The sequence below is a fragment of the Streptomyces sp. DSM 40750 genome, assembly GCF_024612035.1.
In the GTDB taxonomy this organism is placed as follows: domain Bacteria; phylum Actinomycetota; class Actinomycetes; order Streptomycetales; family Streptomycetaceae; genus Streptomyces.
Window position 1 is genome coordinate 464,135 of the sequence record NZ_CP102513.1, and the last position, 19,649, is coordinate 483,783.

A 19,649-nucleotide genomic window follows, 5' to 3' on the forward strand; every position below is an offset into this window, starting at 1 on the left:
CGATCGTGACGGCACTGCTCATCGTGACCTCGGCAGCCGCCCACGTGCGGCGAGGACCACATCCGTATGTACGAAGGAGCCCCAATGACGAGGTCATGGACGAACGACGTCGCGTACCGCAGCGAATACGGGCTCCCCCCCTGCCTAAAGGGCGTGGGAGGTGCCCCCATCGCTGAGGAGATCATCGAGGCCATCACGGGCCCCGAGGCGTCAACCACAACGATGCAGCTCGTGCCGCGCTGAACCCGGCTTCAGAAACGAGCCGCACCCCGAACCCCGGCCTGAGAACCGTCGCGCACCGCGCCGGGCCTCCTGCAGCGTCCCGCCGTACCCGCACCACCTGTCCAGGAGATGAAACGTGCTCGGTCTCGAACTCGTCGTGGTCCTGTGCGCGACCGTGCTCGTGTGCCAGGTCGCGGGAGACCGCCTTCGCATTGCCCCGCCCATCCTGCTGCTGGCGGCGGGAGCACTCCTGGGATTCGTCCCGGCACTGCGTGAGGTGCATCTGCCGCCGGAGGCGATGCTGCTGCTGTTCCTCCCGGCCCTCCTGTACTGGGAGAGCCTGACGACCTCGCTGCGCGGGATCCGGCAGGACCTGCGCGGCATCATGCTGATGAGCACCGCGCTGGTCATCCTCACCGCCTGGGCCGTGGCAGCCGTCGCACACACGCTGGGACTGCCGTGGGGGCCCGCATGGGTCCTCGGAGCGGCCGTCGCACCCACCGACGCGACCACGGTCGGAGTCCTCGCCCGTATGCTGCCCCGCCGCAGCATCACCCTGCTGCGCGCCGAAAGCCTGATCAACGACGGCACGGCCCTGGTCGTCTACGGCCTGGCCGTCGGCATCACCGTCGGCGAGGAGCATTTCAGCGTGCCGCAGGTCGGGTGGCTCTTCCTCCTCGCCTACGTCGGCGGAGCCGCGGCCGGAGCCGTGACCGCCTGGCTCGGCATCCAACTGCGCCGCCGCCTGGACGACCCCCTGCTGGGGAACGTGGTGACGATCGGCACGCCCTTCACCGCGTTCCTGCTCGCCGAACTGATCGAGGCGTCCGGAGTCCTGGCTGTTGTGGTGGCCGGGCTGATCATGAGCCAGGTGGGCCCACGCCTGACCGGGGCGGCGACGCGGCGGCAGGCGCAGGCGTTCTGGTCGCTGTCCACGTTCCTGCTCAACGCCTCCCTGTTCGTCCTCGTCGGCCTGGAGGCACAGTCCGCCGTCCGTGAACTGACCAGCGACGACCTCACGCACGCCCTGATCACCGTCGGGGTCGTGTCCGTGGTGCTCGTCGCCGTGCGTTTCGCCTTCCAGTTCGCCGCCGTGTACCTCATCCGCCTACTGGACCGCCGCCCACAGCAGCGGCTGCGCCGGATGAGCCACCGGGCCCGGGTGGTCGGTGGAGTCACCGGCTTCCGGGGCGCGGTGTCACTGGCCGTGGCGCTGTCGGTACCGGAGACCCTCGACTCGGGCGCACCCTTCCCCGACCGCGATGTGATCGTCTTCGTCACCTCCGGGGTCATCATGCTGACCCTGGTGATGCAGGGCCTGCTCCTGCCGCGCGTCGTCCGCTGGGCCCGACTTCCCCGCGACACCTCCGCCGAGGAGGAGCGTTCCCTCGCCGAGACGACCGCCGCCGAGGAAGCCCTCAAGGCGCTGCCGGAGGTGGCCGCCGGTCTCGGCACCGCCCCTGAGGTCGCCGACTGGACGCGCCACGAGTACGAGACCCACCTGCGCGTCGTACGCGCCGACGACGATGCCGACGACCCCGTGGTCCTGCGCCACAAGGAGGACTACACCGCGCTGAGCCTCGCCCTCCTCGCCCGCAAACGCGCCACCGTCGTCAGACTCCGCGACGAGAACCACATCGACGACACCGTGCTGCGCCAGGTACAGGCCTACCTCGACATCGAGGAAGTACGCCTGTCCGGGGCCGAGTTGAGCGACTGACGCGGCCCCGACCTTTCCTGTTCCACCCCACGCGCAACCACAGTTGTGCCCTTCAAGAAAAGTGCGATGCACCCCATGGAAACCTCCACAGCAGTCCCCACCGCAACCCTCCTGAACAAGCGGTTCAGACTCGCGGCGGCGATCGCCGCGACGGCGGCCGTTCTCGTCTCGACGCCGTCCGCGTCCGCATCCACGGCGACGGAGACATCCCCGAAGCCGGTCGTCACCGACGTCAAGACCCTCGCCGCCTTCGACTTCGCGGCCGGCGACTCCCCGGAGAACCTCACCGTCAACCCGGACAACTCACTGACCGTCTCCATGCTGGGCAGCGTGGCGGGCAAGCGTCCGGCACTCGTGCGGATCGCCCCGTCCGGGCGCAGCCAGGTGATCGTCGCCGGGCAGCCGGGCGACACGTTCACCGGCAACACGCGCGACCGCGGCGGCAACATCTACTACAACGTGGCCTCCTCCGACTCCGCCCGGGCCGGCGTATGGACGCTGCCCCCCGGCGGCACCCCGCGCCGCATCGCCGCCCTGCCCACCGACGGACTCCCCAACGGCCTGGCCCTCGACCCGGCGGGACGCACCCTGTACGCGGCCGACAGCAACAAGGCCACCGTATGGAGCGTCCCGGTATCCGGTGGAACGGCGACCGCCTGGCTGACCGACCCCGTCCTCGCGGGAGACCCGTCCGTACCCCTCGGCGCGAACGGGCTCCGCTTCCACAAGGGCGCCGTCTGGGTCTCCAACCTCGCGAAGGGCACCCTGTTGCGGATCCCGGTCACCGCCACCGGCGCCCCCGGCCGGATCCACACCGTGACCAGCAGCCTCACCGGCGTTGACGACTTCAACTTCCTCAACGACCGTTCCGACGTGGTGTTCGCCGCGCAGAACGGCCTCAACCAGGTCGCGCTCGTCCACCCCGACGGGACCACCGAAACCGTCCTGACGTCCAAGGACGGCCTCGCTTCCCCCACCTCCACCGCTGTGCGCGGAAACCGGCTCTACGTCACCAACGCCGGTCTCGCCGAGCCCCACGACGCGAAGGTGCAGCGCGGAACGATCGACCCCGCCGTGCTGAACTGCGACCGGACCTCCTGAACTGGCGAAGCCGGCACCCGCGGCATTACCTGCTGCGGGTGTCGGCAGCCAGATGCGAGCGGTGACGCAGGTCGCCCGGCACCGATTCAGACGAGGCTCGCGCCTCCGTCGACAAGCAGGAACGCGCCATGAAGGAAGGCGGCGCCCTCGGAGGCGAGGTATGCGACGGCTTCGGCGATCTCGCGCGGCAGGCCGAAACCGTGCGACGCAGTGACAGGCCGGCCGAAGCCGCTCAAGTGCGAGCCCTGGCTTGCCCCGGGCGGCTCGGACTTCAGCGCGTCAGCGGGGGCTGAGCGCGGCGAATGCCTGGTCCAGCAGGTCGACGAGGTCGGGACGGCTGTCGGAGGCGATCCAGTGGTCGAGAGCGATGTTGAGACAGTCCAGCGCGGCGGCCGCCTTCACGGAGATGGCCGGCGTCAGGGGCTGCGGGGAGTCGGTGCGCTCGACGAGGGCATTGGCCAGGGCAGGCCACCAGCCGCGCTGCTTCTCCAACTGCCGGGCGCACAGGGCGGGTGTGTCGAGGACGAGCCGGGTCATCGTCAGGGCCCGGGCCGGGTCCTGACGGTAGTGCTCGATGGCGACGTCCAACCCGTGACGCAGCGCCGTCCAGTCGTCTTCGTCGGCCGGGCGGGCGCGTACGGCGTCGGCGACCTGCCTGCCGCGCGCGTCGAAGACGCTGAGAACCGCCTCTTCCTTGCTGGCGAAGTACCGGCGGAAGGTACTGCGGGACGCCCCAGCAGCGGCGGCCAGGTCATCGAGCGTGACCTTGTCGAATCCCTCACGCAGGAACAGGTCCACCGCCACCTGGGCCAGTTCGGCCCGTATGGCGGCCCGGGCGCCAACATGACACCCGGTTTCACGAAGCGGGCGCTCCTACCGCAATGCGAATGCGGCGAAGGCCTCGTCGAGCAGGGCATCGAGGTCGAGGCGGCCGTCAGAGGCGGTCCAGTGTTCGACGGCGACGTTCAAGCAGTCCACCGCGACGGCGGCACGCACCAACGGAACCAGGAGCGAGGGCCAAGAGGGGTCGGCGCGCTCGGCGAGGGCCTGGGCGATGACGGGGCGCCAGCCGTTCTGCTTCTCCAGCGTGCGGGCGCCCAGCGCGGGCGTGCGCATGATCAGCTGGGACATCGCGAGTGCGCCATCCGGGTCCCGGCGATGGACTTCGGTGACGGTGTCCAGCGCGCGCCGCAGTGCCGTCCCGTCACCCTCGTCGGCAGGCCGGGCGCGTAGAGCATCGGCGACCTGTTCGCCCTGGGCGTCGACGGCGCCGAGGACGGCGTCCTCCTTGCTGCCGAAATAGCGCAGGAAGGTACTGCGAGACACTCCCGCAGCCGCGGCCAGGTCATTGACGGTGACGTTGTCGAAGCCCTCACGGCGGAACAGGTCGAAGGCCACCCGGGCCAGCTCGAACCGGATGGCGGCCCGCGCGATGTCTCTCGTGTTCGTACGTACTGCTCCACTCACTTCTCGATCCTACCTCTCTCTTGACCTCGGCTCGCAATGATGAGCTACAGTTTCCACTCTGACACTGAGTGTCAGAGTGTAGTGATTGACGCAAGTGTGGCGCTTCAGCTCAGCAAGGGAGAGAGTCATGAGGGGTCTGCAGGGCAAGAGGATCGTCATTGCCGGGGGCGCGACCGGCATCGGCGCGGCCACGGCCGAACGGCTCGCCGAGGAGGGGGCCTCGGTCGTCGTCGGCGACATCAATCTCGCTGGAGCCGAAGCCACTGCCAAGGGCGTCACCGAGGCGGGTGGCACCGCGATCGCCGTTGAGTTCGACCTCGGTGACGAGGCCACGATTCAAGCGCTGGTCTACCGGACCGTCGCCGAGTTCGGCGGGGTCGACGGGCTCTTCAACGTCGGCGCCGACCTCTCGCCGGCCACTCTGGGCCGTGACGTCGACCTGATGGAGATGGACCCGGCCGTGTGGCGCCGCACCCACGACGTGAACCTGCTCGGCTACGCCCTGACCTGCCGGGCGGTCCTCCCCCACCTGCTGGGCCAGGGCGGCGGCGTCATCGTCAACACCTCCTCCGGCGCGGCCTGGGGCGGCGAGCCCACGCGGCCCGCGTACGCCGCCTCCAAAGCCGGGGTCAATGCGCTGACCCGCCACATCGCCTCCCGCTGGGGCAAGGAGGGCATCCGCTGCAATGTCGTCGCCCCTGGCCTGGTCATGGGCGAGACCCAGCAGCAACAAGACGACCAGCAGCTGCAGGCCATGGCATTGCAGTACGCCCGCAGCCCGCGCCTCGGCGAACCCGCCGACCTGGCCGGCGCCGCCGCCTTCCTCTTCTCCGACGACGCGGCCTGGATCAGCGGCCAGGCCTGGTCGATCGACGGCGGCATGAGCCTGCGCGGCTGAGGACGGGCGCAACTCACAGCACGCGCTCGTCGATTCGAGACCCCTGCACCACCCCTATTTGTCCACTGAACTGGAGACGTGACCCATGACCAAGACCCTCGCACTCATCGGCAGCGGCAACATCGGCAGCGCACTGGCCCGTCTCGCCGTCGCCGCCGGCCTGAACGTCGTGCTGAGCAACTCCCGCGGCCCCGAGACCCTCGCCGGCCTCGTCGCCGAACTCGGCGAGCAGGCGCGCGCGGCCACACCCGCCGAGGCAGCGCAGGCCGGTGACCTGGTGGTGGCGACGGTCCCGCTGAGCAAGTACGAGCAGCTTCCGGCCGCCGCCCTGGCGGGCAAGACCGTCATCGACACCATGAACTACTACCCCGAGCGCGACGACCGGATCGCCGAGCTGGACGCGGGCGAGCAGACCTCCAGCGCCCTGGTGCAGCGGCACCTGGCCGACTCCCGGGTGGTCAAGGCGTTCAACAGCGTCGACTTCGTGCGCCTGTTCACCGCAGCCCGACCCGCCGGCGCCGACGACCGCAGTGCCCTGCCCATGGCCGGCGACGACACGGCCGCCAAAGCGCAGGTCGCCGAACTGTTGGACGCGCTGGGCTACGACGCCGTGGACATCGGCCCCCTCGCCGACAGCTGGCGCAGCGAGCCGGGCACCCCGGTCTACGTCCAGCCCTACCTGCCGGCACAGCCCGAAGGACTGACCCAGGAGGAGATGGGGCGCTGGTTCTTCCAAGCCCCGAGCGTCCCGGTGCCTGCCGACGAGGTGAAGGAACTGACCGACACCGCCGTCCGGCGCTCCGCGGCCGACGCCCGCCAGACCCTCAGCCGGGACTGAACCAGGAAGCGCGGAGCAGGGACTGCGGCGGGAGGCCGACATGCGACTGGGCATCAACATCGTGGGATTCGACGACCCCGCAGGTGACTTGAACAGGCACGGTGGGCTGGGACCTGAGCTGGCTGCGGTCGGAGCCGCCGCCGAGGCGGCGGGGGTGGGCCGGCTGTCGGTGATGGACCACTACTTCCAGATGGAGGTACTGGGCGGCGCCGAGAGCGCCATGCTGGAGTGCTACACCACGCTCGGCCACCTCGCCGCGCACACCTCCACCGTGCAACTCGGGGCGCTGGTGACCGGGGTGACGTACCGTCATCCCGGCCTGCTGGCCAAGATCGTCACCACGCTCGACCACCTCTCCGGCGGCCGCGCCACCCTCGGCGTCGGGGCGGCCTGGTACGAGCGCGAACATCTCGGCCTGGGCGTGCCCTTCCCGCCGACGGCCGAGCGGTTCGAACGGCTGGAGGAGACCCTGCGGATCTGCCTGCAGATGTGGGACCCGCAGGACGACGGGCCGTTCGAGGGCAGGCACTACCAGCTGGCCGAGACCATGTGCGTGCCACCGCCGGTGAGTGCTCCGCACCCGGAGATCATGATCGGCGGAGGTGGTGAGAAGAAGACCCTGAGGCTGGTGGCCCAGTACGCGGACGCCTGCAACCTCACCGCCTTCACCCACGCCGAGGTCGCGCACAAGCTGGAGGTGCTGCGCCGCCACTGCGACGATCTGGGCCGGGACTGCGGGCGGATCCGCAAGACTGCCATGTACTCCGGGAACGCGCTCCGTGACGGCGACCTCGACGGCTTCGCCAAGGCGATGACCGGCTACGCCGAGCTCGGCATCGAGACCGTGATCGCCTCCGTTCCGCTCGCCGGAGCCGCCCGCTGGATCGAGGAGCGCGCCGCGCCGGCGGCACGACGGCTGGCCGAACTCGGCTGACAAGAGCCGTATCCGACCGGTCGGGGCCCACCCATGGTCATGGCGAACAAGGCAGCCCGTGCCCCGGCCCCGGTGGGCAGCGCGCCTGGAGGCCTGCGGGCTCGGTGCCTGCCCGCCGCACGACTCGCAAGAGGGAGAGAAGTGTCTGATCACCAGCCGGCCAGGACACCGCCCGGACGCTACCGAGTCGCTCAATGGGCGACCGGTCACACCGGGGCACACGCCCTGCGATGCGTCATCGAGCACCCGCAGTACGACCTGGTCGGTGTGTACGTGTACGCCGACGCGAAGGTCGGCCGCGACGCCGGTGAACTGTGCGGCATGGAGCCGACCGGCGTCCGTGCCACCGGGAACATCGACGACATCCTGGCCGCCGATCCGGACTGTGTGTTGTACATGCCGGTGCTCGATGCGGTCAGGATCGACGAGATCTGCCGACTCCTCGAGTCGGGCGCCAACGTCGTCACGAGCGTCACCGACTTCCATTACCCGGCCGGTCTCGACCGCGATGTACGGCAGCGGATCCAGGCCGCGTGCGAGCGCGGCGGTACATCGCTGCACGCCACGGGCTCGAGCCCGGGCTGGATCACCGAGGTCTTCCCGCTCGCGGTGACCGCCCTCCAGCGCCGGCTCGATCGCCTGACGATCGAGGAGTTCGCCGACATGACGACGCGCAACTCACCGGAGCTGCTCTCCCAGATGTTCGGCCAAGACCCCGGGGCGATGGACCTCACGCGGGTGGCCGCCGGCCTGGGCGAAGATTTCGGCACCTCGCTGCGCCAACTCGCCGACGGTCTTTCGGTGCCTCTCGACGAGGTCACCGCGACAGGAACGGTGGGCACGGCGGCGAAACCGGTGAAGGTCGGCACGACGACCGTCGAGGCCGGCTCGGTCGCCGCTTGGCGGTTCGAGGTCACCGGCTGGCGAGACGGCAAGCCGTTCATGGTGGTCCGGCCCACCTGGTACCTCACCCAGGATCTCGAACAGGACTGGAAAGGGCAGGTGCGCGACACCGGCTGGCACGTCGTCGTCGAGGGTGACGCGCCCCTCGACATCGACATCCGTGTCACGTCCGAGAACTACGCCGCCGTCTCGCCCGGCTACAGCGCCCACATCGTCGTCAACGCCGTGCCTTTGGTCTGCGAGGCACCGCCCGGCATCAGGACCACCCTCGACCTGCCGCGGATGGTCGCGGACCTGGCCTGAATATCCTCGTGCCGATCAACCCCGCCACGTCGGCAACACAACTACGCCTGTACCGAGGCCAGTTCGACGACGGTGATGTCGGACGGAGCGCCCACGCGCACCGGCGGGCCCCAGGCGCCGGCACCGCGGCTCACGTACAGCTGGGTGTCGCCGTAGCGCTCCAGGCCGGCGACCGTGGGGTTGGCCAGTTCGGCGAGGACGTTGCCCGGCCAGAGTTGACCGCCGTGGGTGTGGCCGGAGAGCTGGAGATCGACGCCGTGACGTACGGCGTCGTCGATGACGACGGGTTGGTGGGCGAGGAGGACGGCCGTGCGGGAACGGTCGCGGTCGCCAAGTGCTCTGCCGAAGTCGGGGCCTTGGCCCTCCTCTTCACCGCGGACGTCGTTGACGCCCGCCAGGTCGAAGCCAGGCAGCTCGGTGCGGGCGTTCTCCAGCGGTCGCAGTCCCAGCTCCCGTACCTTCTCGATCCACGGCTCGGCACCGGAGATGTACTCGTGGTTGCCCGTGACGAAGTACGCGCCGTGCCGTGCCCGGAGCCCGGCGAGTGGTTCGACGGCCGGAGTGAGGTTCTCGACGCTGCCGTCCACGAGGTCGCCGACGACCGCGATCAGGTCGGGCTGGGTCGCGTTGATGGTGTCGACGATCCGCTGGGCGAAGCCACGGCCCAGGATGGGACCGACGTGGATGTCGCTGACGACGGCGATCCGGAAACCGTGCGCACTGCGCGGCAGTTTGGCCAGCGGAACCGTGAGGCGCTTCACCTTGGGCCCGCGGAGGACACCGTACGTGCCGTGGCCGACGGTGCCGACGGCGACGGCCGCGGCGGCCCCGCCCACGACGCGGGAGACGAAGAGGCGGCGCGACGGGCCGGTGGGCGCGGTGCCGGCCGACAGCGTCGGCTCCGATACGTGCGGAGGGTCCAGCACGGTGACGGGCACGGTGCCTCGTGAGGCAGAGGCATCGGAATCGCCGTGATGCGCCGTCGCGGTCAGCGGCTCGTCGGCCGAGACCAGTTCCTCCGCCTCGGAGTCGGTCGCTTGCACTTCCGCCACTTCCGCGGACCGCGCCGTCGGGAGCATCCGCTGCCGCGTGTCTGCCCCGGCGCCCCGATGCACGAGCCACCGCCGCAGCACAGGCCGCACGGCCTCACCAACCAGCAACGCGAGCAGCAGGTACAGGAACAGCGCCAGCCACAGATACCCGGGCCAGGCCAGGATCCGCTGCAGAAGGAAAGGGGCACCGTCGCCCTCCGCTGTCATGGCCGCCATCGACAGCAGGGGCCCGGCCACGAAGACGATGCTTCCGGCTCGTCGGAGGAACGACCCCTTGGGTGTGGTGTCCCGTACGAGGCGGCGCCACACGTACCAGTGGAGTGCGCCGAACAACGCCAGGACGAAGACGGATACGACGATGACCACGACTCTGCGCAGCCCTTCCCTTGTGGTGTCCGGGGGGCGGATGCGTCCCCGGCTGTCTGTGACCGGACCTGTCACTCGACCAACGGCCGTCGGTCAGCTGGATGCTTCGGCCTTGATCTGCGCCAGAGCGTCGTTGAAACCCTTTGGGGTACCGCTGTTTCCGGCCACGCGGTCCAGGCGCACGCTGTCGATGTCCTTGCCGACGACGAGTCGTGGGACCGCGGCGGCGAAGCGCTTCTGCAGAGCGAGCGAGGTCTCGTCCGTTGCCCGGGGTGTGACCTTGACGGCGGTGATCCTGTCGTCTGCGAGGGTTACGGTCACTCCGATGCTCGAAGGCAGGTTCCCGTACCGGCCCTCGGCCTCGAACTCGCCGTCCTCGTAGGTCGAGGAACTCGGTTCAGCCGCGTTGTCCGAAGCGGACGGTGACCTCGCGTTGTTCGAAGCGGCCGGTGGGCTCGCGTTGTCCGCGTCCGTCGAGGCGCACCCGGTGAGCGCCGCGGTGAGGGAGATCCCGATCGCGGCTGTGATCTTCTTGCTCGGTGCTGTCATGTTCCTCCTTGCCATGGGGCTCTGTACGAGGTCCGGTCAGTCGCTCAGGTGAAGAGCCCACCGTCGAAGTTCCGCGAGATCTCCGCGTGGCCGCTGGTGTACATGCGCACGTGGGCGAAGTCGAAGGTCTGCGCGAGCCGGCGCGCCTCGGTGAGGAACAGCGCCGTCGCCAGTCCGTCGGCGAGAGCGGCGCTGTCGGCCACGACCCAGGTGGCGGCCACCCTCCTGGCCGGACGACCGGTGCGTGCGTCGAGCAGGTGGTGCAGCCCGTCGCCCCAGGCGCGTGCGCTGACCCCGGACGCGCACAGCGCCCGTCCCCGCAGGTGCGCCACGCCGACCACGAGCTGCGGGTCGAACGGATGCTCCAGGCCGACCCGGATGGCGCGGTCCCCCGCATGGCGCAGATCACCGCTGGCGTCGATGACGAACCGCGTGATTCCGGCATCCCGAAGGATCGCCGAGACGATGTCCACCAGGTAGCCCTTTCCCACCGCTCCCACGTCGATCACAACCGGGCGCTGGATGACGAGCGTCCTGCCGTCCCGCACGATGTCAGCCGCCCAGGTTGCCCGGCCGCGGGCGCCTTCCTGGGCCCGAACCGTCTGCGGAGCGGGCGTGAGGGAGTACGAGGCGTCGTATCCGAGGAGCTCGAGCTCACGGCCGACGAGTGGGTCGACGGCACCGCCGGTCGCGGTGGCGAGGCGGTCGTAGAGGTCGAACAGGGCCAGCGAGTCCTCCGGGAACTCGAACCGGCCCCCGGCCGGGGCGGCCGCGATCCGGGACACGAGCGAGTCCGGGCGGAAGCGCGAGTAGGTGGCGTCGAATCGCCGGATGCGGTCCAGGACCCGGCGGCGCAGACTGCCGCTCAGCGGCTCGTCGGTGTCGATCTGCCAGCCGGTCCCGATGGCGTCGAAGGCGAAACGGCTGCCTCCGGCGTCCGGTCTGCCGGCTTCGACTTCCGGTCCGACGGCGGTTGTCGGCCTGGAGCCCTCGCCCCGGTGTCGCGTGATGTGGTGGTGCACGGTTGCCGCTCCGTACGGTTCGGTGGGCGACGGCTGCCAGTGAGCAGGGCCTCGGCGGGCTGCTGGGGGCCGCTTCGGCCCCCGGGTGGGTGTCAGTCCAGCTGAGCGCCGCCGTTGACGGTCCGGTGGCTCTGGGCGAGACCGAACGGGCCGTAGGGGTAGGGCGTCGGGCTCGGGTCACTGGCCTTGTCGAGGAGGGCCGCGGCGTCCGCGTCGAGGTGCAGGTCGGCGGCACCGAGGTTGTCGGTCAGCTGCCTCATGTCACGGGCGCCGATGATGACCGTGGTGACACCTGTACGGTCGGCGACCCAGCTGAGCGCCACCTGGGCAGGCGAGGCACCGGTCTCTTCGGCCACCTGGACGACCGCGTCGACCGCGTCCCAGGTCCGGTCGGCGTTGGCGTAGTTGGCCGAGGTGTACTGGTACAGCGGATTGCCTCCCCCGGCCCGGGTGTCGGGCCCTGGCTGGACGCCGCGCGCGTACTTGCCCGTCAGGAATCCGCTCGCCAGGGGTGACCAGGGCAGTACGCCGAGGCCGTTGTGCACCGCCGCCGGCAGAACCTCCCACTCCACCTCGCGGACGGCCAGGTTGTACTGCTCCTGCAGAGTCACCGGGACCGGCCAGCCGCCCGCGCGGCGGTGGAGACCGCGAGCTGGAGCTGCCAGCCGGTGAAGTTCGACAGGCCCGCGTAGCGGATCTTGCCTGCCCGCACGGCGGAGTCGAAGAACGCCAGAGTTTCCTCGATCGGGGTCAGCGGGTCCCAGGCATGCACCTGGTACAGGTCGACGCTGTCCACGCCCAGTCGGCGAAGCGAACCGTCCAGCGCCCGGGAGAGATGGCGCCGGGACAGGCCGATGTCGTTGACGTCGTCGGTGAACGGGAACCGGCCCTTGGTGGCGAGCACCACCCGGTCGGTGACGTCGCTCGGACGGCTCGCCAGCCACCGGCCGATGATCTCCTCGGTTACGCCTCGGTTGTAGAGGTCGGCGGTGTCCATGAGGTTTCCGCCCGCTTCCAGGAAGGCGTCCATCTGGACGAACGCCTCCTTCTGCGAGGTCTCGTCGCCGAAGGTCATCGTGCCGAGTGCAAGGTTCGACACGACCGTGCCGGTGTTGCCGAGTCGGCGGTATTCCATCGTGCGTTCTCCCTTGGGGTCGAAGTGCGACTGGGTACAGGGGGAGGTGGCTTGCGAGGGAGCAGGCCGTGGCTGGCCGTCAGTGCGCGACGACCGGGATCGCGACCTGCTGCGCGGACTCGCCGTCGGCTTTGCTGCGGCCGCCGCCGTTGACGAGGACGAAGGCGATCAGCGCGGCCAGCGCCATGATGGCGGTGCCCCAGCCGAAGGCCACGGCGTAGCCGTGGACGGCGGCCTGCTGGGCGGCCTCCTCGGGGACGGCACCGGAGAACGCGCGTGCGGCGATCCAGCTGCTGGTGGCGCTGGCGGCGACGGTGTTCAGCAGTGCGGTGCCGATGGAGCCGCCGACCTGCTGCGAGACGTTGACCATCGCGGAGGCGACACCCGCGTCCTGCGGCCGGACGCGGGAGGTGGCCAGGCTCATGCCGGGCATCGAGGCCGTACCCATGCCCAGGCCGAGCAGGATCTCGGAGGGCAGGACGTGGGTGGCGAAGGAGCTGTCCACCTCGAGCTGCGTCAGGAGCGCCATGCCGATGGCGGCCAGCAGGAAGCCGGGCCCCATCAGGAAGCGGGCCGGGACACGGTTGACCAGGCGGGTGCCGATCTGGGTGGACCCGATGACCAGGCAGACGACCAGGGGCAGGAAGGCGATGCCGCACAGGACGGGCGAGTAGCCCTTGTTCAGCTGCAGGAAGTAGGTCAGGAACAGGAACTGGCCGAACATGCCGATCATGGCCAGACCGATGGAGAGGTAGGCGCCGCCACGGTTGCGATCCGTGATCACGCGAAGCGGCAGGAGGGGTGCCTTGACCCGGGTCTCGACCAGGGCGAACGCGGCGAGCAGCACGACCGCGGCGACGAACATGCCGATGGTGAGGCCGGAGCCCCAGCCGTCCTGCTCCGCCCGGGCGAAGCCGTAGACCAGGGTGACGAGTCCGACTGTGGCCAGCAGGGTGCCCACGACGTCGAGCCGGTCGCGGTTGCGCTGGTCCCCGCGATCGCTGATGTAGACGGTGGCACCGGCCGCGGCCACGACGGCGAAGACGATGTTGACGTACATGCACCAGCGCCAGTTGATGTACTCGGTGAGCACACCGCCCAGGAGCAGGCCGACCGCACCGCCTGCCGCGGCGATGGCACCGAAGATGCCGAACGCCTTGGCGCGCTCCTTGGCCTCGGTGAACGCCACAGTGAGCAGGGACAGCGCGGCGGGGGCGAGCAGGGCGCCGAAGACGCCCTGGAGGGCGCGGGAGGCGAGGAGCATGCCGAGGTTGACGGCGGCGCCGCCGAGCGCGGAGGCCAGGGCGAAGCCGACCAGCCCGACGACGAAGGCCCGCTTGCGGCCCCACAGGTCACCGATGCGTCCGCCCAACAGCAGCAGACCACCGAAGGCGAGGCTGTAGGCGGTGATCACCCACTGCCGGTTGCCGTCGGAGATGTTCAGATCCGCCTGGGCGTGCGGCAGCGCGATGTTCACGACCGTCGCGTCCAGCACGACCATCAGCTGGGCGATCGCGATGACCGTCAGCGCCTTCCAGCGCCGGGGATCGACTGCCGGCGCACCGGCGGAAGTGTGACTTGCAGGCATGATGAATGGCTCGGTTTCTGTGACGGATGGAGCGAAGGGAAGCGCCGGACACTCAGAGCGGGGACCACACTGTCGGCCGCGCGGGCAAGGCCCTCTTCCACACGCGTCCAGCGTGCGGGCCGACGGCGACATGTGGCAGGGCGGGGCGTGCCCTGGAGCCGCGTTCGGTGCTGTGGCAGGGCACCCCACCCGCCTTCCGCCCAGGTCGTGGCATCCCCACACTTTGAACACATGGATCGTGAGCAGCACAGCGGCGGCACCCGCGGTACGGAGATGGGGCGCTTCCTGCGCGCCTGCCGTACCCGCCTGACGCCCGAAGAGGTCGGCCTGGCGGCTGGCGGCGGGCGGCGTCGCACGCCCGGACTGCGCCGGGAGGAGCTGGCCACGCTCGCCGGCATCAGCATCGACTACTACGCGCGGCTGGAGCGCGGCACGGAGACCCGGCCCAGCCCGTCCGTGATCGACTCCCTCGCCCGCGCGCTCAAACTGGAAGAGGACGAACGCGATCACCTGCGCGCTCTCGCCGCCCTCGCCGCCCGGTCGGCACCCGAACCGCCATCGGCGCCCAACCGCACCGTGCGGCCCGGCGTCAAGCTACTGGTGGAGAGCCTGCGCCCCTACCCCGCGCACGTGTTCAGCCGCACCGGCGACGTGCTGGCGCACAACCCGGGCGGGCTGCGGTTGCTCCCCGGCATGGACGACTGGCCGGCAAAGCAGCGCAACATCGCCCGCTACGTCTTCCTGCACCCCGCAGCCCGAGGCCTGTTCGACGACTGGCACAACCAGGTCCGTACCTGCGTCAACGGACTGCGCGCCCTGGCCGGCATGGAGCCGGACGCACCCGACCTGACGCAACTGGTCGGCGAACTCCTGCTCAAGAGCGCCGAGTTCGCGCGCATGTGGGAGCGCTACGACGTCAAGGGCCACTCCTACGGCCGCAAGACCTTCCACCATCCCGAGGTCGGCGACCTGACGTTGGGCTACCAAACCATGCAACTGCAGGGCACCCCGGGCCAGTGCATGGTCGTGTACTACGCCGATGCCGGCACACCCGAACACGACGCGCTGGCCCTGCTCGACCTGGCCGCCGCCGAGTCCGAGCACGCCCCGCGACGCTCACCCGACTGGCAACCCATCGAAAAGTCCTGAGCACATGCCTTCTCACATCACGCCCAGCAGCGCACAGCCGCCGACGCGTACCCCTGAAGGCGAGGATTCCGACCTCGGACTGGACCGGCGCGCCGAACTGCGGGAATTCCTCCGATCCAGGCGGGCCCGGCTCAGACCCGAGGACGTGGGGTTGCCGTCGTCCGGGCGACGCCGGGTGCCGGGACTGCGCCGCGAGGAGCTCGCACGGCTGGCGGGGGTGTCCTTCGCGTACTACACCCGCCTGGAACAGGGACACGGTGACACCATGTCAGCCGAGGTGCTGGACGCCGTCGCTCGCGCCCTGCGCCTGAATGGAGACGAGCACGCCCATCTGTTTCGCCTCGCCCGGCCGGACCTTCACGGGAAACGGCACGCCGTGCCGCAGAGGCTGCGGCCAGGCATCCAGCAACTGTTGGACGCGCTCGACGGGGTCCCCGCGTACGTCTGCGGCCGGGGCCTGGACATCCTGGGCTGGAACAGGCTCGCCACCACCGTGTTCGGTGACTGGTCCCGGCTCCCCCCTCGGGAGCGCAACCTGTCCCGGCTGGTCTTCCTCTCCCCCGCGGCACGCGACCGTTTCGCCGACCTGGAAGCCAAGATGCTGGACCTCGTCAGCATCCTGCGCGTGGACGCGGGCACACACCCGGAGGACAGGGAACTCGCCGCGCTGATCGGCGAGTTGATGGAGAAAAGCAACGACTTCCGACGGCTGTGGGCCCGGCACGACGTGCGCCGCAGGGGCCACGGCGTCCAGCGGCTACGGCACCCGGTGGTGGGCGAACTCACCCTCTCCTTCGAAGCCATGGGGTTACCCGGCGACACAGACCAGACCCTCGTGGTCCATCACGCCGAGCCCGGCTCGACGTGCCGGAAAGCCCTGTGGCTGCTGACGGGTCTGGCGGCCCCACGCACCGAGTCCGCCTCCTGACAACAGGACACATGAAGCACCAAGATCCGGTCGTCGCTCCCGGAGAAGCGCCACACCCCGCACTTCCTCGAACCGGGATCCCGGCCGACGTGCCGCAGATCCCGACCGGCCTGCCGAACAACAGGAGCCATCGTGCAACCGTCCCCCGACCAGAGCGCCCACGACGAAGTCACCACGGCCTTCCGCGCCTACCTGCGAGCAATGCTCGACGGCAATACCGACGCCCTGGACACCCTGCTCGCCGACGGCTGCACCCTCACCCACGTCACCGGCTACGTGCAGCCCAAGGACGAGTGGCTGTCGCAGATGCGTTCCGGCCAGTTCCTCTACCACCGGATCGAGGAGAAGAGCTTGGCTGTCGCGATCGAGGGCAGCACAGCCCACGTCTCCGGTCGCTTCATCACCGATGCAACGGTGTACGGCACCCGCGCGAACTGGCGGCTGCACATGACCATGGACTACGCCCGCGAAGGCGACACGTGGACCGTAATCCGCGCGGCCGCCACGACCTGGTGAGCGATGGGCCCTCGGTTCACCGGTCCGGCGACCCGCTCGCCGTCTTGTCGAGCGTGCCGAGGCGGTGGCTCTCCCCGAACTCGTCACGCAGCCACGCGAGTTCCTTTCGGTAGCGGTGTACGTTCTGCACCTTGATCTGCTCGTAGCCCCTGACCATGTCGGGGAGCGAGGTTGTACAGGTGTGCCGCCACCGACTCGGCCATTTCGGGGGCCCCGGGATGGTTGAGCACGCGCCCTCCGGCAGATGATCCCGGTTCCGGAGCAGTTCCGTGTCCCCCGACTTGCCGACGGACGCCCGGTACCCGCCCCAACTGTCCAATACTCCAACTGCAGGTCGTGATCTTGCTGGTTGGAGTCGCTTGTGACTTGGCACTTCACGAGCTTCGGGCTGAGTCGCTTGCCGGTCGCTGGGAGTAGGACCAACGCCCCATGCGCGCTTCGGAACTGCTGATTAGGGTCGGCGCTCATGCAGACCCCGGGAATCGCTCGTCGTGATGTGCCGGAGCGAAGGCACGACACTCTTGAACGGCTCGCTGGAGAACGGGATATATGGGTGTCGACGGCCCATCCGGATCACGGCCCGCATCAAGTGCCGCTGTGGTTCTGGTGGGACGGGCAGGCCGTGTGGATGTGCACCGGCGAGACCTCCGCGACTGCGCGTAACGTGCGACAGGAGCCCCGTGTGCGCCTGGCATTGCCGAACACCTTCGATGTGGTGCTCCTGCAGGGGGAGGCGGAGTGCTTCTCGGACCGGGGCGTGCCGGAGGACGCCGCGGATGCGTTCGCCGAAAAGTTCGGGTGGGACCCCCGTGCGGAGGAAGGCCCTTTTCTGTATATACGCGTGGCTCCGAGGAGTGTGCTCGCCTGGCGTGGCGAGCCGGAGCTGCGCGGCAGAGTCCTCATGCGCGAGGGAGCGTGGCTGGAGTAGCCGCGGTCGCCAGGTGAGGCTCCGCAGGCCGAAGGCGGGGCCGGCGCCCAGGCCGTACAGGACGGACTGCGCACGGCCGGCCGGGAGGTCACGCACGGTCGGCTCGCCGTGGTCGCGGCGCGGTGCGCCGCCATGCTGGACTCCCCCAGCCGCGCCGCATCCGAGGACCGATCGCCAGTTCACCGGCCAGGCGCTGCAGTTCATCTGTCACGCAGGTCAGCGTACGAAGTCGCGTGATGCGGAAGAAGCCGTCTGACGGCACCGGGCCCTCCGCTGAGTCTGGCGCGCGGCGGGCGGAGCGTCGTCCTGCAACCGGCATCTCGTGAAGCGCGACGGGACTGATCACTCTGAAGGTGGCGGTCACCACCGCCCCCTCCAATCCGGTCTGGAATCACATCGGGCCCAGCACCTCTCCGGGTGCGGCTGCCAGCTCAAGGGTTTCGAGCACAGTGAGCAGTTGCCGCTCCTCGTACCGGAAGTGGCTCTCCATTATCGCGGCGATACCTTCGAGGTGTTGGTCAAGCTCCTCAGGCGGCGCGGCCCGGTCCACCGCGGCACGGAGGCTGCCGATCAGGTGGGCAATCATCGAGTGATCCTGCTCGAGCGAGCGCAGCACCGGACGCAGCTCCGGATGCGCAGCTGCGATGGCCGGAAACAGGGTGCGGTCTTCGCCCTGGTGGTGGCCGTCGAGAGCCGTGCAGAAGCCATGGCAATACAGCAGAAGTTCACGGGTGGCCGCCTTACCGGGGGTGCCGTCCGCGAGGGAGGCGCGGGTCACTGACAGCGCTTCCCGTAGTCGGCCGTGCACCCGACGGAGTTCTTGGCTCCAGGCGACGAGCCTGGTCGTCTCGCGCTCAGTCACACGAGAGCGAAGGGTGCGACGCGTGCATCGTCGGCCTCCTTCGATTCGGCGCCTCCATGCCTGACACGGTCTGCCACCGGCACGCGACGCTTCCCAGACACTACCGCGCCCTGCCGCCCGTCAGCACCACCGCCGTCCCGCACGCCGAGCGTGACCCGCGTAACGCCTGACAAGCGTCATCGTGCGCTGCCGGAGCCGCACCATTCCTGCTGCTCCGGCAGGCACCACCTCCCCAGACCTTCCATCCGCCCGGATCAGAGACAGGCACATACCTGTTTCTGATCTCAGGTGGCCGGGTGAGTGAGTACAGCCCTTGATATTCGAGCGGTTTCGACCGGCGTTTAATCACTTGACCCGGTCCGTACGGTGTTTGAGTGAAGGACATTCTGATCGACGAACTCCGCACCGCGTATGACGCCCAACTCCGTGATGTCACTCCGCCTGGCGGCAGTGCCCGCATCGAGAAGGACGGCCCATTGACCCGTGTCGTCGGATGGCACCGTGGTTTCGTCACGGGCCCACGCGACCTCGGTGTGTGCGGGGCAGAACTCGACGCGCTCATAGCGCGGCAGCGTGACTTCTACGCCGCCCGTGGTGAGGCGGTCGAATGGAAGACTCGCGCCCATGACCTCCCAGCCGACCTCACCGACCGACTCACGGCGGCCGGCTTCGTCGCCGAGGACAGCGAGACCGTGCTCATCGGGCAGTCCGCGGACCTTGCCGCCGCCCCCCTCCTGCCCGACGGCGTGACCCTCCGTCGTGTCACCACCAGATCAGACCTCCAGCGCATCGCCGCTATGGAGAGCACCGTCTGGGGCGAGGACTGGAGTTGGCTCGCCGACGACCTGACCGCCCGGATCGAGAACGCCCCGGAGAACACCATCGTCCTCGTCGCCGAGGCACACATCGAAGTCGTCTGCGCCGCCTGGCTGGTGTTGAAGGACGGCGTCGACTTCGGCGGCCTCTGGGGCGGCTCAACGCTCAAAGAATGGCGAGGACAAGGCATCTACCGGGCCATGGTCGCCCACCGAGCCCAACTCGCCGCTGCCCGCGATGTCCCCTACGTCTACGTCGACGCCTCAGCCGACAGCGCCCCGATTCTCACCCGCCTTGGCCTGCACGCGGTCACCACGACGACACCGTACGTCTGGTCGCCCTGAGCTCAGCC

Annotated in this window: 22 protein-coding genes; 11 read left to right on the forward strand and 11 right to left on the reverse strand. The window is 69.6% G+C overall.

Annotated elements, in window-relative coordinates:
• Positions 1–358: 358 nt before the first annotated feature.
• Positions 359–1,942, forward strand: coding sequence for a Na+/H+ antiporter (locus JIX55_RS02275; protein WP_257561511.1), 1,584 nt, complete (start codon positions 359–361; stop codon positions 1,940–1,942).
• A 75-nt stretch (positions 1,943–2,017) separates the two neighbouring features.
• A complete protein-coding gene (locus JIX55_RS02280; protein WP_257561512.1) occupies positions 2,018–3,043 on the forward strand; it encodes an SMP-30/gluconolactonase/LRE family protein in 1,026 nt (341 codons plus the stop codon).
• A gap of 86 nt (positions 3,044–3,129) precedes the next feature.
• Here JIX55_RS02280 and JIX55_RS02285 read toward each other — a convergent pair whose 3' ends face one another.
• The 3 genes from JIX55_RS02285 to JIX55_RS02295 form a co-directional block, all read right to left on the reverse strand.
• Positions 3,130–3,279: an SDR family oxidoreductase gene (locus tag JIX55_RS02285; RefSeq protein WP_257561513.1), complete on the reverse strand. Its 150-nt coding sequence runs from the start codon at positions 3,277–3,279 to the stop codon at positions 3,130–3,132.
• 43 nt (positions 3,280–3,322) lie between these two features.
• Entirely contained in the window at positions 3,323–3,847 is a 525-nt protein-coding gene (locus tag JIX55_RS02290) for a TetR/AcrR family transcriptional regulator (RefSeq protein WP_257561514.1), read from the reverse strand.
• 69 nt (positions 3,848–3,916) lie between these two features.
• Positions 3,917–4,510 carry a TetR/AcrR family transcriptional regulator gene (locus JIX55_RS02295; RefSeq protein ID WP_257561515.1) on the reverse strand — a complete coding sequence of 198 codons (594 nt, stop codon included), beginning with the start codon at positions 4,508–4,510 and terminating at the stop codon, positions 3,917–3,919.
• Positions 4,511–4,637: 127 nt separating this feature from the next.
• Between JIX55_RS02295 and JIX55_RS02300 the strand changes: the two genes are divergently transcribed.
• The 4 genes from JIX55_RS02300 to JIX55_RS02315 all read left to right on the forward strand — a co-directional run bounded on the left by JIX55_RS02300 (position 4,638) and on the right by JIX55_RS02315 (position 8,386).
• A complete protein-coding gene (locus JIX55_RS02300; RefSeq protein ID WP_257561516.1) occupies positions 4,638–5,408 on the forward strand; it encodes an SDR family NAD(P)-dependent oxidoreductase in 771 nt (256 codons plus the stop codon).
• Positions 5,409–5,493: 85 nt separating this feature from the next.
• Positions 5,494–6,246 (forward strand): NADPH-dependent F420 reductase, encoded by a 753-nt coding sequence (locus tag JIX55_RS02305; protein ID WP_257561517.1) that lies wholly within the window; start codon positions 5,494–5,496, stop codon positions 6,244–6,246.
• 40 nt (positions 6,247–6,286) lie between these two features.
• Positions 6,287–7,180, forward strand: a complete 894-nt coding sequence (locus tag JIX55_RS02310; RefSeq protein ID WP_257561518.1) for an LLM class F420-dependent oxidoreductase — start codon at positions 6,287–6,289, stop codon at positions 7,178–7,180.
• 141 nt (positions 7,181–7,321) lie between these two features.
• Entirely contained in the window at positions 7,322–8,386 is a 1,065-nt protein-coding gene (locus tag JIX55_RS02315) for an NAD(P)H-dependent amine dehydrogenase family protein (RefSeq protein ID WP_257561519.1), read from the forward strand.
• Between the two features lie 41 nt (positions 8,387–8,427).
• Here JIX55_RS02315 and JIX55_RS02320 read toward each other — a convergent pair whose 3' ends face one another.
• The 6 genes from JIX55_RS02320 to JIX55_RS02345 form a co-directional block, all read right to left on the reverse strand.
• Entirely contained in the window at positions 8,428–9,804 is a 1,377-nt protein-coding gene (locus JIX55_RS02320; RefSeq protein ID WP_257561520.1) for a metallophosphoesterase, read from the reverse strand.
• A 93-nt stretch (positions 9,805–9,897) separates the two neighbouring features.
• Entirely contained in the window at positions 9,898–10,353 is a 456-nt protein-coding gene (locus JIX55_RS02325; RefSeq protein WP_257561521.1) for a hypothetical protein, read from the reverse strand.
• Positions 10,354–10,397: 44 nt separating this feature from the next.
• Entirely contained in the window at positions 10,398–11,375 is a 978-nt protein-coding gene (locus JIX55_RS02330) for an FAD:protein FMN transferase (RefSeq protein ID WP_257561522.1), read from the reverse strand.
• 92 nt (positions 11,376–11,467) lie between these two features.
• Positions 11,468–11,986 (reverse strand): aldo/keto reductase, encoded by a 519-nt coding sequence (locus tag JIX55_RS02335; RefSeq protein WP_257561523.1) that lies wholly within the window; start codon positions 11,984–11,986, stop codon positions 11,468–11,470.
• Positions 11,983–12,510 carry an aldo/keto reductase gene (locus JIX55_RS02340; protein ID WP_257561524.1) on the reverse strand — a complete coding sequence of 176 codons (528 nt, stop codon included), beginning with the start codon at positions 12,508–12,510 and terminating at the stop codon, positions 11,983–11,985. The genes JIX55_RS02335 and JIX55_RS02340 overlap by 4 nt, the downstream gene beginning before the upstream one ends.
• 79 nt (positions 12,511–12,589) lie before the next feature.
• Positions 12,590–14,098, reverse strand: a complete 1,509-nt coding sequence (locus JIX55_RS02345) for an MFS transporter (protein ID WP_257561525.1) — start codon at positions 14,096–14,098, stop codon at positions 12,590–12,592.
• Positions 14,099–14,329: 231 nt separating this feature from the next.
• Here JIX55_RS02345 and JIX55_RS02350 point away from each other — a divergent pair, with 231 nt between their 5' ends.
• From JIX55_RS02350 to JIX55_RS02360, 3 genes are all read left to right on the forward strand, one after another.
• Positions 14,330–15,247 (forward strand): helix-turn-helix transcriptional regulator, encoded by a 918-nt coding sequence (locus JIX55_RS02350; RefSeq protein ID WP_257561526.1) that lies wholly within the window; start codon positions 14,330–14,332, stop codon positions 15,245–15,247.
• 4 nt (positions 15,248–15,251) lie between these two features.
• Entirely contained in the window at positions 15,252–16,175 is a 924-nt protein-coding gene (locus JIX55_RS02355; RefSeq protein WP_257561527.1) for a helix-turn-helix transcriptional regulator, read from the forward strand.
• Between the two features lie 132 nt (positions 16,176–16,307).
• The gene (locus JIX55_RS02360; protein WP_257561528.1) at positions 16,308–16,691 is read left to right on the forward strand and encodes a nuclear transport factor 2 family protein; all 384 of its coding nucleotides are present in this window, start codon (positions 16,308–16,310) and stop codon (positions 16,689–16,691) included.
• A 16-nt stretch (positions 16,692–16,707) separates the two neighbouring features.
• On the opposite strand, the gene JIX55_RS02365 is transcribed toward JIX55_RS02360, so the two are convergent.
• Complete coding sequence (locus JIX55_RS02365; protein WP_257561529.1) at positions 16,708–16,848, reverse strand: hypothetical protein; 141 nt, start codon at positions 16,846–16,848, stop codon at positions 16,708–16,710.
• A gap of 309 nt (positions 16,849–17,157) precedes the next feature.
• On the opposite strand from JIX55_RS02365, the gene JIX55_RS02370 reads away from it, so the two are divergent.
• The gene (locus JIX55_RS02370; RefSeq protein WP_257561530.1) at positions 17,158–17,619 is read left to right on the forward strand and encodes a pyridoxamine 5'-phosphate oxidase family protein; all 462 of its coding nucleotides are present in this window, start codon (positions 17,158–17,160) and stop codon (positions 17,617–17,619) included.
• Positions 17,620–18,010: 391 nt separating this feature from the next.
• On the opposite strand, the gene JIX55_RS02375 is transcribed toward JIX55_RS02370, so the two are convergent.
• Positions 18,011–18,481: a hemerythrin domain-containing protein gene (locus JIX55_RS02375; protein ID WP_257561531.1), complete on the reverse strand. Its 471-nt coding sequence runs from the start codon at positions 18,479–18,481 to the stop codon at positions 18,011–18,013.
• Between the two features lie 374 nt (positions 18,482–18,855).
• Between JIX55_RS02375 and JIX55_RS02380 the strand changes: the two genes are divergently transcribed.
• On the forward strand, positions 18,856–19,641 hold the full coding sequence (locus JIX55_RS02380) for a GNAT family N-acetyltransferase (RefSeq protein WP_257561532.1): 786 nt from the start codon (positions 18,856–18,858) through the stop codon (positions 19,639–19,641).
• Positions 19,642–19,649: the final 8 nt, after the last annotated feature.